The organism is Nitrospira sp. Nam80 (assembly GCF_965152575.1).
This window is the reverse complement of record NZ_OZ224216.1, coordinates 453239-468753: the sequence shown is the minus strand read 5'-3', so window position 1 is coordinate 468753 and position 15515 is coordinate 453239. Positions and strand designations below refer to the sequence as shown.

The window sequence follows — 15515 nt, the reverse complement described above, 5'->3', positions numbered from 1 at the left end:
AATGACCATGACCGAAACAATCTGGTTGGCGATCGGATTCTTGGGCCAAGGCGTCTTTTTCATGCGGTGGGTGATCCAGTGGGTCGCATCCGAGCGAAGCGCTCAAAGTCGCGTACCGATCGCGTTCTGGTACATGAGTTTGATCGGCGGGCTCATTACGTTGGCCTATGCCATTTATCGTAAGGATCCGGTCTTCATCGCCGGCCAAAGCATCGGCGCATTGGTCTACCTTCGGAACCTCATGTTGATCTACAAGCCCAGCCAGGCCAGCAGCCCCACCACGACTCCCTCGCACCTTTCAAAGTCCTGATGAACTCGCTCGGCATCGGCCCCGCAACTTCTTCCGCTACCCCCGCCAAGGAGGCTCGTTCGCTGCAACCGATACAATTGCTGCTGTTGCTGCTCCTTGCCGGAACTCTTTTCTTTCTCGGCCTCGGCTCGACCGGCCTGACAGATCGCGATGAGGGCCGCAATGCGGAAGCGGGTCGGGAGATGTATGAACAGGGGCAATGGATCAGTCCCACCTTCAACTATGAACCCCGCTTCGCAAAACCGGTGTTCCTCTACTGGCTGATGAGCCTGTCCTATCACCTGTTCGGGGTCAGCGAGTTTGCGGCCCGTCTTCCGTCCGCTGTCGCCGGGACCGCCCTCATCCTGCTGCAGTACGTGTTCTTGGCCAGATGTAGAGGGCCGGTCGTCGCCCTATTCGGAGCCGCGATGCTGCTCTTGAATATAGAGATTCTGGGCCTCGGGCGCCTGGCCTTGACCGATAGCGTCTTGAATCTTTTCGTCACGCTGGCGCTGTTTGGATTCTGGCTCGGCTATCATGGCGAAGGCGCATCCCGTCACTGGCTCTGGCTGTTCTACGGTGGCATGGCACTCGCCACCCTGACAAAAGGACCGGTCGGGGTCTTGATTCCGCTGATCACCGTGGCAGGGTACCTCTGGCTTGTACGCGGGTGGGGCCGCTTTTGGCAGCGAGGCTTTCCGCTCACTGGGCTGGTGGTGTTCTTTCTCATGGCTGCGCCATGGTACGCCGCCATGCTGATGATTCATGGCGATCACTACACCATCTCCGCGCGTGCCGATACGGTGGGGCGGTTTTTCGGCGCAATGGAGGGTCATGGAGGCACGCTTCTTTTCTACATCCCGATTCTGCTCTTCGGATTCTTTCCGTGGAGCGGATGGCTGCCGTTTGCCTGGTACCAAGCCTTTACCAGCTGGCGCGCCGCTCGGCGACGTGATGCGGCCAGTCCTGACACCGGTTCCAACGGCTTGGCCTGGAACCACAATCAAGCGGGCGCCGACCAGCTCGACTGGTTCGCGGCTATCTGGCTCTTTGCCGGATTCCTCTTTTTCAGTTTTTCGTCCACCCGCCTTCCTCACTACATCGCTCCGCTGTTTCCCGCCGCGGCGATCTTGACCGCATCCTTCTGGCAACGCAGCCTGACCGACCAAAAGACGCCCGGCATTCGCGCAGCCATACACACCATGACCGGTGTCGGCTATCTCTTGGCACTCGGGTTTGCCGCCCTCCCGGGTGTGTATGACCGATTATCGGCAAAAATAACCAATGAATTCCCTGTCGCCGCGCAGATCCATCTCGGGAGTGGCCCCTATATCATCTCGTTGATTCTCCTGCTCGGCATGGCGTTGGTCAGTTATTTCGGACTCAGCCGGACGCGGCGACCAGCCGCCTTCTGGATCGCAGGCGCATCCCTCGCCATGATGACTTTAGTCGCCTCGCAATTCACTTTGCCGCTCATCAATCATTATTTCATCGAACCGCCGCAGAAGCTCGCGGAGGTTGCGGGCCTGAATTTAGGGCCACAAGATCGCCTCATTGTCTATGGACAACCCCGGCCGTCACTCGTATTCTATGCGCGTCGCAAAGCCATCATGGTTCCTCTTAACGAGGAACGCAACATCGCCCAGTACCTCACGCAACCAGGACGGACCATGATTTTGCTCCCGCAGGCATTGAGGTCGAAACTCCCGGTCGAAACGGCCGACTATCCCGTCATCCTCCAGCGCTATGGCTACATCCTCTTGGCGAGCCAATCCATGGTTCATATTCCTCCTCCCAGCGAACCCGATACTCCGCCCGTCCGCATTCCCGGGCACTAAAGCCGGCGATCCGGCCGCCTGTCGAACAATTACCGAATCGGAATGATGCCTTTGAGCTGCAGAATCAGCAGGGCGGCCAATGTGATGCCCAACACATGGAGCGCTTTCCAAGGTGGCAACCGGGAAGCGGCGGCATGAAGTGTTACGGCCTGCAACCACCAGGCCGACGCGGCCAGTCCTGCGAGGCTTACAAGAACAAGCGATCCGGTCGTGCAAGCCAGCCCCAAGCTAATCAATACCGTGCTCGCACGATACGTCACCGGACTCCAGGCCGATTCTAGAGCGCGATCCATCCGGAACCGAATCAAGAGACCCGCCGCGATGAGACAGCTCCCCCCGACCGATAAGAGAAGGTCCATCCAGACGTGATCCACCCGGCGCAGAACCAGCCATAGGGCTGAGGTAATTATCACCGCGATCGGTGTGACACGCACCATCGCTTGCAATAATGTCTTCCGCCACTCGCGCAACGGAGCGGCAAAGACGGTCCCGACGACGACGCCGGTGACCATCCCGGCGACGACATCCGTGGCGAAATGTGATCCGCGCCAGACCCGGCTCATCGCCACCCATGCGGCGAGGCCGTACCCCACCCAGCCAATCCCAGGCCAGTGCCGCGCAAGCACCGTCGCCACCGCAAAGGTCGCAGAGGTATGCCCGGACGGGAATGAATCCAATCCCGACTCAAAGGACGGCCACCACTGCCACCCGCCGGAATGCGTCAGACGCGGCCGCGGACGACCGATCAAATGCTTGAGGCCGTTGACCACAAGCGCCACACAGCCATGCGCAAGAAGGCTTTCTATCCCGGCCAGCATCCATTGCTTCCTGCGGGCCACCCATCCGACCGCTAGCAGGCATAGGCTCACCCCCACCAACGAGGCGCCGTTTCCCACTTTCTCCCCGAGGTCTCCCAGGCGTTGCACCGACGAAAGATCCAGAGACCGAAAGAACCGCAGGAGGGGGACATCGAGTTGCATCAACGCCGCACAACAGGCGCCGACCGTCAGAAAGGACAATGCAGCCGCAAGACGGGACGTGCCGGCGGGAGGAGCGGACGACAGCGGACCGGCATCGTGCAGAGGGAGGCCGGCGCCCGGTTCACTCATGGCACCCAGTCGGCAAGGAAAACGTTGAACTCTCCCGGTGCGCGCGCGCCGCGATCAGAAACCCAGACGAGTCGTTTACCGTCGGGCGAAAACATAGGGAAGCTGTTAAAGTGCCCTTCGTACGTCACCCGCTCAGTCCCGGCGCCGTCATCGCCGATCATGTAGAGATGAAACGCCGGCCGGCCTTGCTCATGTCGTGTTTCAGTATTGGAGGAGAAGATGATGCGTGTCCCGTCGGGATGGAAAAAGGGTGAGAAATTGGACGCTCCATTACTGGTAATCTGGCGCTTGCTTGAACCGTCCGCATTCATGACGAAAATTTCCAATTGTCCCGGCTCAACAAGGCCCTGCGCCAGGAGAGCTTTATATTGATCGATCTCTTCCGGAGTCTTCGGATGCTGGGCCCGGTAGACGATCCGTTTACTGTCCGGCGAAAAAAATGGCCCGCCGTCATACCCCAGCGCATCGGTCAGGCGACGTACGTGCGTCCCGTCAAGATTCATGGCATAGATGTCCAAATCGCCGTCCCGGACGGATGTCCAGACAACCGTCTTCCCATCCGGCGAAATCGTGGCCTCGGCATCATAGCCGGGCGTAGCGGTCAACCTTTGCATGCCTTGGCCGTCGATCTTGACCGAGAAAATATCGTAATCATCAAGGGCCCATCGGTACACCCCGTCTCGCTTCGGCTTGGGCGGACAGTTCGGCCCTTTCAAATGCGTGGACGAAAACAATACCCGGCGGTCCCCCGGAAAAAAATATCCACACGTCGTCGCCCCGACGCCGGTGCTGACCATCCTGACCTTCTCACCTTCGAGGTCCATGACGTACATTTGATAGCAACCCAGCGGCATCTCGGCCGGCGACAGCGCTTCCGCAAACGTGTCCTTCGCCCAATTATTCGTTGACTGAAAAATGAGCTTGCCGCCGTCGAACGAGAAGTAGGCTTCGGCGTTCTGCCGCCCGAACGTCAACTGCCTGATGTTGCGCAAATGCCGCTCCGACTTGACGCCAGCCGTCGGCATCTCGGACTTATTCTCCGTATCCTGACTCGCGAGAATGAATGATGTCGAGGAAAGAGCGATCATCAAAATGATTCCCCTCAGGAATGCTGCGATCCTCCTATTCAATGTCGACCTCGCGTTTCATATCCATGTCCCAATCTCCTCTCGCCATAACAATTCCATCCTTGAAGATCACATAGCTGTTCCAACCGTAAAAGAATAAAAGTCGGGCCACCTTTGACACGGCTTCGGGCGTCATGCCATGGAGCAGCGAGACGACGCTCCCAGGCGCTCCACGCCGCGGGCACGAGATCAATAGAGCCGCGCTGAGCCCTTCATATGCCGTTCCGGCAACTTTGAACCCTGCCGGAGTCGCCTCAAATCGATCGCCGCAACTCTCCCGGACTAACAGTTTAGCTTCATCGTCGTCGTATCCCAGCAGCAAGATGGATCCGGGATGGTCCCTCGTTTCCTTTCCGGAGCTATCTGCGATCCTGGTCCGTTCCGGTTCCGGTTTAGTGCCTTCCTGACTCCGTACACGCTGGATGATGCCGGAAAATGGAGTGGCGTTCTCGCCATTCATCGTTGTCGCCGCTTTTATCGTTCGCGCCGGATCGGTCACAAATAGGTTAAGCATTGCCGGAAGTTCATGGCGCTCAAGGCGTCGAAAGAGATGAAAATCAGGATCGAGAATAACATCGTGCGCCGGTATTGCGACCGGAATCGTGAAGGTCTGCCAGGCATCCGATATCTCGACCCTCTTCATCGCGGGAGCCTGTGAGACCATGTTCACTTGCAAATCAACCGGAATCCGATAGGGCACGCCTTGCTGCACGAGCGTGGCGGAGAGCAGGAACCTTCCGGGCGGCGATACCGAGTCGTCTTGTTTCCGCAATTTAGCTTCCGCAATAACGACTCTTGGCGCGCCGGGCCTTTCCACCCACTGTTCAAAGAACCATCGCAAGTCGCGGCCGTTCCTTATGCCGAACGCTCGTTCAATATCGTTCCAGTCGGCGTAGGCCCCCATGTGCTCGGCAATCAGAGCCTTGAGGCTCGACCAGAATGCGGCATCCCCCAGTTCTCTACGCAACATGTGAAAAACCATGGCCGTCTTCTGGTACCCAATCGCGTTATCCCTTTCATCGGTTTTTTGCGAGAACCGGGCAACGGGATAGTCGCGACCCGGCGGCACGTACACGGCATACCCGAATAACATCAGGCGACGCTGTTCTCGTGCCCGGGCTTCATCGCCGAGGAGTTCGTGATAATAGTAGTTGGCTAAATACGTGGTCAGCCCCTCCACCCAGTTCCCTTGATTTGTACGGTTATAGACGCCGTTGCCTATCCATGAATGTACGATTTCATGCCCCAGAGCATAGGGCTGCGTGTAATGCCGCTTGATGACGGCGGCGCCGAGCAAGGTAAAAGAAGGCATTCCGAGACCTGATGAGAAGAAGTTCTCGACGACGGCGAATTTGGGAAAGGGGTAGGGTCCCAACAGCGGGATATAGGCCTCCAAGTATCGCTCGCTCGCGTCCAAGTATTCCTGGGCAAGGTGCGCGTCTTCCGGAAACAAATAGGTCGAAAGACGGATCGTCCGGCCATTGGACGCCTGCCAATCACGGGTGCTCACCGTGAATCGATTGGCCACCAGCGTCAGCGCTTCACTTTGAACCGTGACACTCCAGCGGCCGCCATCGTCAGACCCAGCGCCTTGACTGATGGCCACCCAGCCGGCCGGAGCGGTAACGTCCAATTCATACGACGCCAGCGAACCGGGCAGATCGGGATACCATTTGCTCTCACTGCTCAGATAGACGCCTTCCGGGCCGATGTGACCGGCGGTCTCGCTCGGCGTGACAAAACGAAGATGGCGCGGCTCCCGAGGAGGATCGTTGATCGTGCCACGATAACGACATTCGAGCACCCACTCGGCGCGAGACTCCGGCAATTGGATCGTCACATGGTCACCCTTCGGCACGTCGCGTCGAAATGGAATCGCCTGCCCGGCCCCGGCGGAGAGATCAGCGAGAGGTGTGGCTGTAATTCCGTCTATCTGAAGCGAAGAAGCGAGGGAGAAGCTTATAGCCTGGCGGCTATCCGGATTCTGGACGATCAACCGATCGGTAGCAATCAGTTCATGAGAATCAGGCCGGAGTTCGACAGACAGTTCATGGCGGGAAAATGTTGGTTCCTGAACGGCAGACCGGACCATATCCGGAACGGTACAAAATCCGGCGGCAAAACATATGACAGCGATTATCAAACGAGAGGCGCTCAACGGTCACCGCATTAGATCGGAAAGGGATGGAGCTTAACATTCTCGACACACCATCACAAGTTGAACCGCGGTAAGCAGGCGTCCGAGATCAACGGGCTTGACGAGCACTTCCTGCGGCCCCATCGCCCATGCATCCGCTAGAAGACCTTCACGTTGATTACTGGTGAGAAGAATGACGCCGCCGGTATACTCTTTTTCTCTTAATGAACGGAGGACCTCTAGCGCGCTCATCCCGGGCATAACCAGATCGAGGAGTATCAAATCCGGTTTGCATTCCGCAGCAAGAGCCAATGCATCGGCTCCCTCTTTGGCGGTCAACACGTGGTATCCGCGTAAGTTAAGAAACCGCATCAGCAAGTCTCGAACGAGTGGCTCATCGTCCACAACCAAGATGGTTTCGTTCAGCGGCGGACCCTCCGTGGAGAGAAGTTCCGATCCGACTTTCTCAGGCGTGCCTTGCCGCGCCACTTGATCCACAACTGCGATCAACATATCCAGCGAGAGGCCTTTGCGAAAGAAATCCGTGACCCGCAGTTGCCGCGCCTGACTCTCTTGATCCTCGGTCGCGCCTCCGCCAAGAATAATCACGCCGGCCGCCGGATCGTGCGCGCGAATTTCCTTCAAAACTGTCAGCCCATCCATCCCCGGCATACGCAGGTCCAGCAGGGTCACACGGGGACGGCGCTGATGAAAGAGCACCAATCCTTCTTGGCCGCTGGTGGCGGCCACAACATGATAGCCTTGCCGCGAGAAGACAGCCGCAAGCATGTCGCAGTTGAGGCGGTCATCGTCGATAACCAACAGTGTGTTCATATGACCTTGTAATATGAATGATTATGGGAACAACGCCTCAGTGGAGGGCGCAGCATCCGCCGATGGAAACAGGCTAGCACGGAGGTTTGAAATAGAGGAAGGAATTCAACAAAAAGCGCTGGATAAGGATCAGAAGGACGTTTGAACGGATCGGCTAAAACAACGCCTCGACAAAGGCCTGTGCGTTGAAGTCCTGTAAATCTTCGGCCGCCTCGCCCACGCCTACCAATCTCACCGGAATCTTCAGGGCATCCGCAATGGCCACGACAATGCCGCCTCGCGCGGTTCCGTCTAGTTTGGTCAGCGCCAGCCCCGTGACTCCGACAGCTTCATGGAACTGCTTGGCTTGAGAAAGGGCGTTCTGACCCAGAGTCGCATCCAGCACCAGTAAAACTTCGTGCGGCGCGCCCGGCATCTCTTGCGCCAGGACACGCTGCACTTTCCGTAGTTCGTCCATGAGGTTGACTTTGGTATGGAGCCGGCCCGCCGTATCAATCAACAGCACATCAGCGCCCCGCGCCTTCGCCGCAGTAATACCATCGAATGCCACCGCGGCCGGGTCGGCGCCCGGCCTATGCCGAATGATTCCGACCCCTATGCGGTCTGCCCAGATCTGAAGCTGATCGATGGCGGCGGCACGGAACGTATCTGCGGCTACAAGCAGAGGAAGCTTGCCTTCCAGGGACAAACGCTGGGCCAGCTTCGCGATTGTGGTGGTCTTGCCTACCCCGTTGACTCCTACGGCCAGAATGACGAACGGCTTGGCGACCCCGTCAACCAGTTCGGCAAGTGGGCGGGATTGGACCGGCCTCAAGATATCCAACACCGTCCGCCGCAATATATTACGGACTCCCTCCGAAGTGGCTGCCTCTGCTCCCCGGGCCTCCGCCTTCACCTGAGTCATTAATCGGTCCACCACCCCCACTCCCAGATCAGCGCCGATCAACGCCATTTCCAAATCATCCAATAATTCTTGATCCGGCGCGCGGCCCAGCCAACGATCAAACTGTCCCTTGACAGTGGTTCGCGTTTTAGCCAGGCCGTCACTAAGCCGTTGAAACCATCCCATTGCTAACAACTCTCTTTCCGTCTACCGGCCACAGCACCTCCTCCGCCGCCATATTCTCACTGCCGGCGGCTCAAGAGACACGGTAAAGGACGCACTCGGTTGAGCAAGCTGCGCTCCCTGCGATGCATTAGCTTGGCCTCTCGTTGTCCTCGCTCATGATCGTAGCCGCAGAGATGAAGGATGCCGTGAATCAAAAGAATCGTGAATTCCTTATCTGTTGAATGTCGGCTGGTCTTGGCTTGTCGAGCCACGGCTGGAATCGAGATGACCACGTCCCCAAGAAGCAATGAGACAGGGCCAGGAGCCTCTCTTATCGAGAAAGCCAACACATCTGTGGAAGAATCCTTTGCACGATATTGCCGATTCAACCCCCGCATACGGCGATCATTCACCAACTCAATGCCGAGTTCAGACCGGGACTCTCCGACCGCATCGAGAAGCGTCTCGGCCAACTTTGTGACGGCACGCCGGTGCACCCGCTTCTTGTTACGAAGCCGAATACGCAGCTCGATGGGCATTAATGGGACTGGCCCTTATTCCACGAGCCTTTGGATGGCCGGACTGAACGGGTGGAATGCTGTGATCGCATGCCGGATGATGAAGGAGAATGGGGCGGTGATTCCATTTTACCTGAATGTCCTGAGTCTTGTGCGGCGCTGTGGCGGTCGTAGGCCTTGATGATTTCCTGAACGAGACGATGGCGAACCACATCTCGATCGTCGAAATATACGAATTCGATCCCGCTGATGTTCTGTAATATATTCCGGATCTGGATCAGGCCGGAAACACGATCGGCCGGCAAATCCACCTGTGTAATGTCACCAGTCACGACGGCTTTGGAATGAAATCCTAGCCGAGTGAGGAACATTTTCATTTGTTCCGCCGTCGCATTCTGAGCTTCATCCAGTATGACAAAAGAGTCATTTAACGTGCGTCCGCGCATGAATGCGAGCGGCGCGATTTCGATTTCCCCCCGTTCGATCAACCTGTTCGCCCGTTCCATATCCATCATATCGAATAACGCGTCATATAAAGGCCTGAGGTACGGATTCACCTTCGCATACATATCGCCCGGCAGGAATCCCAGTTTTTCACCGGCTTCAACGGCTGGACGGGCGAGAATGATGCGACTGACCTCTTTTCTCATAAGAGCGCTGACCGCCATGGCCATGGCCAAATATGTCTTCCCTGTCCCGGCCGGCCCGATGGCGATCACGACATCGTACTTTTCTATCGCATCGATGTATCGCCTTTGCGTGGGAGTCTTCGGAACGATGAAGCGCTTTTTCGTGACGATCGGAGCAGAATTAAAGAGCAGTTCTTTTATTGACGCGTCTGGCTCGCGTCGCAACGCCGCGAGGACATGAGTGACATCCTCAGCTGTCAGATCAAAGCCCTCATTGGCCAAGGCAGCCAACTCGACTATGACCCGCTCCACCTGTCGCGATGGTTCCGACAGGCCGTCGATAGATAATTCTTCCCCTCGAGCCGAGAGGCGTACACCGAATTCGTCTTCCAGCAGCTTGAGATTCCGGTCATGGTGACCGAAGAGGACCGCGGTATTCGTTCCTTCGCGTAGTTTAACTTTCCGCACTCGTTCTCTTCACCTTTATCGATTGTCTGAAGCAATTCTAACAGACCGGGAAAGAGGTGGACAAGCAGTGCGATAGGATTGGAATGAACCGGTCCGCCCTGTTCTAGGTGCGGGCGGGCCGGACGGAAACAGGCTCGGTCGCCGGGGGGATAGAAATTTCAAATTCTTGCCAGGCAAGCCCTCCCTGCCCGTCATCAACACTTACCTTTACACGATGAGTTCCTGCCAGTTCCGATGAAACCGTCCAGGTGATTTGCCCTGAGGCGCTGTCGATTATCATGCCGGGTGGGGCCGTTTCAAGAGCATACTGGAGTGAATCTCCGTCCGGATCGTGTGCTTGCACACTGTACTCATAGTGGCCTTGACGATCCGGGGCGGAAGGATTGGATAGAATCCTCGGAGGAGCGTTGCCGATGACTGCGGGGGACGATTTATAAATCGTCCCCTTCAGATCCGGATCATCAGGTATTACTTCGACCAAGATGGAATCCTTACGAGCCAGCCCTGCGGTATCAAGGTAATCCTCATGGCCGTCTTTTACCAATGTATCGTTCCGCCACCAGCGATACGTATATCCCGGCGTTCCATGATCCTGTTCCACGGCATCCATCATGGCCCTCAAACGAGGCGCACCCGAGGCGGGTCGTGATTCAAATTCCAAACTCACGCGCCTGATACCCGGCTTACCACTTTGAACGACTACAGGCTCAGTCGTCAGAGCCGGGCTTCTTTCCTTTCCGTCAAATGCCACGATCTCCGCCGTAACTTTGTCACCCTTTTTCAGGAGTCCCGCAGAAATCGTTGACGTGGTGGCATCACGAAGAACAGCATCATTCACCCACCAGCGATACTCGTATTTCAGAAAGTCACCATCCGCATCCTCTGCATCGATATCCACGAATACCGGGCCATCGAGACTAGGAGGAACGGGCACGACGCGAGCAGATCGTATGACCGGCGCATGGTTCACATGTAACGGTTCTCCGGGTGTCAGAGGTGAGGTTGTATGCGAGTCCGGAGAACAACCGCCCATAAAGGCCACCGGGAAACAGGCATACAACAATATCCTGGATAGCGGGAGAGTGATCTCCCATACTAATCCATCCTGATTCTTGCAATCGTCGGTGCTCACATGTTGATCCATGAGAAATACCGACTACGCGGGTCAACCGCCACACTCACATCCCATCCGCCTGCGCATGTTGCGCATGTCGCAAAGTTTCCTTGGCTCATATTAATGAGCAGCTGGAAGGGGCTATTCCCGTCAGACCCTGATCCAATGTGAGCCACCGCTCCGAAGGCCAATCCCGTGCCGATCGAAACGGATGCACTGACATTCTGATTCGCACCGGATGCTGACGTCCCTAGAATGGGCTCTTGATAGGCGCTGCCGGTTTTGTAAAAGAGTGCAAACAGCTTGCTGGTACCAGAGGAGGCGCACACGTCGTTAGTCGGCGTAAAGGTCGGGAAAAAGACGATGCCGCCAAATACCGTGGGTGGGTTGACGACTCGTTCACCAATGCCATACGGCGCCGGTTGGCCGGGAGGATTGGCTGGCTCCAGTAGACGCACAAACCATCCGTCCTTATTTTGAATGTAGTTGATCAATTGACTGAAAGTGTTGACTCCCGATGCCACACCGGTAATCTGATTCGTCCCGCTTGATTGTCCGCAATCACCGATACCGATCACGCACACTTTAGCGGCGGACATATCCACCAGATCGTCCTCCATGCAGTTCGTAACGCCGACGGCTTGGTTGCAATTATTGTTCAGAACCGAATCCTTCAAGCCGACGAAATACTGTGTGGAAAGATCAGTTTTGTCGGATGCGGAATAATAGCGTCCACTTCCTGCAAAGACCCACACATTCGCCGCATCGTCTATGGCCAATCCCGGCGCTGCGGCGACCGGTCCCATCTCCATGGCTGGACTGGCGCCTGATGGGAACGTATCCAACATCTCTGTAGGCACCCTGTTGCCCCCGGAGGCAATGCCCCACGCCGTAGGACTCGTGGCTCCCCCAAATGGAGCTGATTGCGCCGTAGTCAGCCTGTAGACCTTTCCTCGCCAGGGCGACGTCCCGTCATCGATGACCCGCCCGAAATAGACGGCATCGTGTCGAAAGTCCAGATTCTTATCGAAGGCCACAAGGTCTCCTATATAGGAGTTATATGTTCCCACCCCCAATGTGGTGACAAGGCTATTGTTCGCGCCTGGCCCGCTTGCCAGATCCACCACATACAGCTTCGCGCTCTGCGCGGCGGTCGCTCCATACCCTGTGGGCCCCGACCCGGCTACCATGTACCACTTCGCATTCGTATTGCTCGCCTTGGTGTCGCCGGTCGGATTGACTCTCACGATGGTCGGTACGCTTGTTGAAAGACCCAGCCCCGCATCGGAAAAAGACCATAACAGTTTGGGAGCCACATCAGGATTTGTGACGTCGAGCGCAAAGTACGCACTGTAAAAGTTATAGTTGGTCCCGCTGATGTTGACGGTCATTGAAGGCGCTCCGGTCCCGGCGACGCAGGCTCCGCAGCTTCCGCCTAAACCGAAGCCGCCGATCAGAATCGTTCCCCAGCCGTTAGGATGGTCGGCATCCGGCGTAAAGATTCGAACGTCCGCCACTGTCAGCGGAAGATCGACATAATAAACGTGCTGATAATCGGGCTGGGCGAGAAACGCTAATTGCGGGAGCAATTGATAGGGAATGAATCCCCACAATTCATCGCCCAGTTGCGGTCCTGCCGAATTGTCTGTTTTGGTTCGCGTGAAATATCCGTGTTCAATGACCGGTGAGGAACTTGTCCCCGTACTGGGATCGTCGCCGGTATGGTAATACCCGGCGTTGAAGGCATGGAGCATCCCGTCATTGCCGCCCACATAGGCGACCTGCCGGCGATCGAACCATTTCTGAAGATAGGCCCCGTATGTCGAGTCGCCGAATTTCACGTCATAGCGATCCCTCGGGGCAGCGACCACGGTAGGAGTCGAGTGAATAATGTCCCCTAACTTCCAGATCTTGAGCGTTCCGCTTAGAGGAGGGACCTGTAGACGACGGTCTCTGAGCCCAGCCTGATCCGGGCACGTCGTGACATCACATCCTCTGATGAAATTAATGATTTTATTGGCTACCGTCGAATCGGCCGCGCGAAGGTATGGATATAGCGTTGCCGAATTGGCCGTGGTAAAGTCGATTTGTTCACCGTTATCGACGACACCATCATGGTCGGAATCCACCCATGTCAGAATCGTTCTGGTACTTGCATCCTTTAAAGCCAACTGTTTTCCGGCTTCCCAAATGGGAACAATATCGCTGAGAAGGCGATCGCAAGGATTACAGTCTTCGGGATAGCGAACCACACCGTCACTGTTTTTATCGTCCGGGAGACCGTCTCCGTTCAAATCTTCAAACTTGTCCACCCTGACAAGATTAGCCGCCGTATCGAACCGGGTCTTTACGATCCGATCGTTCTTGTAATCCATTTTCTTGTTCCCGTCCGTGTCTTCTCGAAGATTCCCGAACGTGTCGATGAATAAGCTTTGCGTGTATCCGGTCCATTTCACATCGTTGAGCGTCGAAGGCTCCAAGGTCGTCGGATAAAAATATGATTGGTATAAGGCTCCTTCTCCTGTCGAAGCGGTCGCAAGAACCGACACAGAGGCGCCGGAAGAACTTCTTCGAAGGATGCTCGCGATTGTTGCCAGCAGCTTATCTTGAATGTCGTCAACATTGGACGATTCAAAATAGGCATCCGGCTGGCCATCCGGTGTCGCTGAGCCGGTTAGGTTGTTCTCTTTGTCAAATTCCGCCGAAAGATCCGGCCGGTTGTTTCCATTGGAATCGGCAAAAGCCCCCATTTTAGCTGTCTGCATCAAGATTTCACGTCCGGCTATGTTTCCAAATGCAAAGAATGTGTACACGGTCACGTTCTGCGTGCCTGGAATATCGTGTCCCGCCACGTTCAGCACGGGAATCGTCGCCTGACGCAAATCCACAGTGTGCATCCAGTAGGCGACGTCATCCAGATAGTGACTTCCATTTGAGGCATAGTCCGTCTTGTGTTCTCCGAGTAGGGTCGTCGCCGGAGTAGCTGCATTCGTATTACAGGTTCCGTTCGCCGTATGAATGGTTGTGCTGCCGCCGGTGCAATGCATGCCGTGAGTCGCCCCGTGTGCATAATCCTGTAATGCGGCCGGTATATTGGTATCTTGCGTGGGCTCTCCGTCCGTCACAATGACGACAAACGTCTGACAGCAGGTCGCCACCTGAGATTTAGTGGCCCAGGCGGGGGTATGATTGCTTCCAAAGAAATAGGGATCTCGGCCGCATGCGTTGGTGATGTAACCTGCGGGACAGGCTTCACTACCTGTCAATGCCGAAATTTCCGGGGCTCCGATGCTGCCTGCTCCGGTGGCTTGAAACGCAACCCCGTTGGAATTTCCTCCTGAAAATGCGATCGGATATACGTAGGCATTCGTTAAGAAAGTGGAGTTGATTTGCGCAATATAGCGAGCGGACTCGTACAGAGACTCTGAGAGCGGGGTCCACGTGGACGGATAGGATTCTCCCACGGCATCCAGCATCGCAGCCGTATTCGTACCGAATGTTTCAACGTTGTTATCGGAAAAATTAATCGATTGTCGCCCCCCTAATCCCACTAGCACCCGACCGCCATCCCCGGCGCCCTTAAACTCAAAGAGTCCGAACCTGGCCTTACTTCCAATCTGTTGAATGACGCCTGTCGGCTCGGTATTGACCACAAGCCTGACCTGGTACTGCGATTCTGTGAAGCCGTCTCCGTCGTTACAGGAAGAAGCGGTGTCGGAGGGGGCGGTTCCATCATCATCCACGCAAAACGTCCCTCCCATATTATCAACTCCGCCCCGCATGTGTATGCGAATGTTCGCGGGCGTACCCGGCGTAGCAGCGGTTGGAATCCGTCCCACATAGCCGTTTGCGCCGGTCTTTGGGATGGTCATAGTGAAATGACCGCGGCTGGACGAATCGAAGACTGTTTGAGCCTTGATCGTAATCTTTGCCGGTGTACCGGTAGGCGGGCACGTTCCATCAGCCGCCCGGACAACGGCACAATCTCCTCCCGTCATAGCCTTCTTCAATGCATCAAACCGTCGAAACGTCGCCCAGTTCAGAAGGTTGCCGTCCCATTCCGTACTCCCACAGGCTGTCGTCATCGCCCCCTTCGTGGAAGATACGGAGAACCGAGTGTCTCCTGCGCTGGGATCATAGCTATAGCACGTCATAGAATCGAAATAGCCGGTATATTTCGTATCGACTACGTACGTTTGAACGACCGGCGCAATGGTGCCGTCGGCATGGACGCCGCAGTTGCTCGGATCACAAGCCAGGCCGGCCATACTACCCGAGTTATCGAGCAACAATAGGATATTCGGAGTCGTGACGCTGGATACGAATGGAGGCACCGAAGAGTAGTCAGCATTTGAGACGACCGCACGCGCGTGAATGGGAACACAGAGAGTCGCCACCAGGCAT

The 15515-nt window shown here is 56.2% G+C and carries 11 protein-coding genes; 2 read left to right on the top strand and 9 right to left on the bottom strand.

Translation table 11 applies throughout. The features are described from left to right. Window position 1 precedes the first annotated feature (1 nt). Together ACWGXE_RS02220 and ACWGXE_RS02215 are read left to right on the top strand one after the other, a co-directional pair. A complete protein-coding gene (locus tag ACWGXE_RS02220; protein WP_447600988.1) occupies window positions 2–310 on the top strand; it encodes a lipid-A-disaccharide synthase N-terminal domain-containing protein in 309 nt (102 codons plus the stop codon). Further along, on the top strand, window positions 310–2127 hold the full coding sequence (locus ACWGXE_RS02215) for an ArnT family glycosyltransferase (RefSeq protein WP_447600986.1): 1818 nt from the start codon (window positions 310–312) through the stop codon (window positions 2125–2127). The genes ACWGXE_RS02220 and ACWGXE_RS02215 overlap by 1 nt, the downstream gene beginning before the upstream one ends. A gap of 29 nt (window positions 2128–2156) precedes the next feature. Here the strand turns inward: ACWGXE_RS02215 and ACWGXE_RS02210 are convergent, their stop codons facing one another. The 9 genes from ACWGXE_RS02210 to ACWGXE_RS02170 all read right to left on the bottom strand — a co-directional run bounded on the left by ACWGXE_RS02210 (window position 2157) and on the right by ACWGXE_RS02170 (window position 15445). Further along, a complete protein-coding gene (locus ACWGXE_RS02210; protein WP_447600985.1) occupies window positions 2157–3236 on the bottom strand; it encodes a phosphatase PAP2 family protein in 1080 nt (359 codons plus the stop codon). After that, complete coding sequence (locus ACWGXE_RS02205; protein ID WP_447600983.1) at window positions 3233–4261, bottom strand: TolB family protein; 1029 nt, start codon at window positions 4259–4261, stop codon at window positions 3233–3235. Before ACWGXE_RS02205 ends, ACWGXE_RS02210 begins: the two co-directional genes overlap by 4 nt. Before the next feature lie 97 nt (window positions 4262–4358). Further along, complete coding sequence (locus ACWGXE_RS02200; RefSeq protein ID WP_447600982.1) at window positions 4359–6455, bottom strand: M1 family metallopeptidase; 2097 nt, start codon at window positions 6453–6455, stop codon at window positions 4359–4361. 99 nt (window positions 6456–6554) lie between these two features. Continuing rightward, on the bottom strand, window positions 6555–7334 hold the full coding sequence (locus tag ACWGXE_RS02195) for a response regulator (protein WP_447600981.1): 780 nt from the start codon (window positions 7332–7334) through the stop codon (window positions 6555–6557). 154 nt (window positions 7335–7488) lie between these two features. Continuing rightward, window positions 7489–8403, bottom strand: a complete 915-nt coding sequence (gene ftsY / locus ACWGXE_RS02190) for a signal recognition particle-docking protein FtsY (RefSeq protein ID WP_447600980.1) — start codon at window positions 8401–8403, stop codon at window positions 7489–7491. A 56-nt stretch (window positions 8404–8459) separates the two neighbouring features. Beyond that, window positions 8460–8921: an rRNA maturation RNase YbeY gene (gene ybeY / locus ACWGXE_RS02185; RefSeq protein WP_447600979.1), complete on the bottom strand. Its 462-nt coding sequence runs from the start codon at window positions 8919–8921 to the stop codon at window positions 8460–8462. Then, window positions 8921–9997 (bottom strand): PhoH family protein, encoded by a 1077-nt coding sequence (locus tag ACWGXE_RS02180; RefSeq protein WP_447600978.1) that lies wholly within the window; start codon window positions 9995–9997, stop codon window positions 8921–8923. The genes ybeY and ACWGXE_RS02180 overlap by 1 nt, the downstream gene beginning before the upstream one ends. A 103-nt stretch (window positions 9998–10100) precedes the next feature. Then, window positions 10101–10967, bottom strand: a complete 867-nt coding sequence (locus tag ACWGXE_RS02175) for an Ig domain-containing protein (protein WP_447600977.1) — start codon at window positions 10965–10967, stop codon at window positions 10101–10103. A gap of 158 nt (window positions 10968–11125) precedes the next feature. Next, on the bottom strand, window positions 11126–15445 hold the full coding sequence (locus tag ACWGXE_RS02170; RefSeq protein WP_447600975.1) for a pilus assembly protein: 4320 nt from the start codon (window positions 15443–15445) through the stop codon (window positions 11126–11128). Window positions 15446–15515 lie beyond the last annotated feature (70 nt).

What these genes read in the sequence shown, in the direction of transcription:
- ACWGXE_RS02220 (WP_447600988.1), top strand. Translation starts at nt 2, where the DNA reads ATGACCATGACCGAAACAATCTGGTTGGCGATCGGATTCTTGGGCCAA.
- ACWGXE_RS02215 (WP_447600986.1), top strand. Translation starts at nt 310, where the DNA reads ATGAACTCGCTCGGCATCGGCCCCGCAACTTCTTCCGCTACCCCCGCC.
- ACWGXE_RS02210 (WP_447600985.1), bottom strand. Translation starts at nt 3,236, where the DNA reads ATGAGTGAACCGGGCGCCGGCCTCCCTCTGCACGATGCCGGTCCGCTG.
- ACWGXE_RS02205 (WP_447600983.1), bottom strand. Translation starts at nt 4,261, where the DNA reads ATGCCGACGGCTGGCGTCAAGTCGGAGCGGCATTTGCGCAACATCAGG.
- ACWGXE_RS02200 (WP_447600982.1), bottom strand. Translation starts at nt 6,455, where the DNA reads ATGGTCCGGTCTGCCGTTCAGGAACCAACATTTTCCCGCCATGAACTG.
- ACWGXE_RS02195 (WP_447600981.1), bottom strand. Translation starts at nt 7,334, where the DNA reads ATGAACACACTGTTGGTTATCGACGATGACCGCCTCAACTGCGACATG.
- ftsY (WP_447600980.1), bottom strand. Translation starts at nt 8,403, where the DNA reads ATGGGATGGTTTCAACGGCTTAGTGACGGCCTGGCTAAAACGCGAACC.
- ybeY (WP_447600979.1), bottom strand. Translation starts at nt 8,921, where the DNA reads ATGCCCATCGAGCTGCGTATTCGGCTTCGTAACAAGAAGCGGGTGCAC.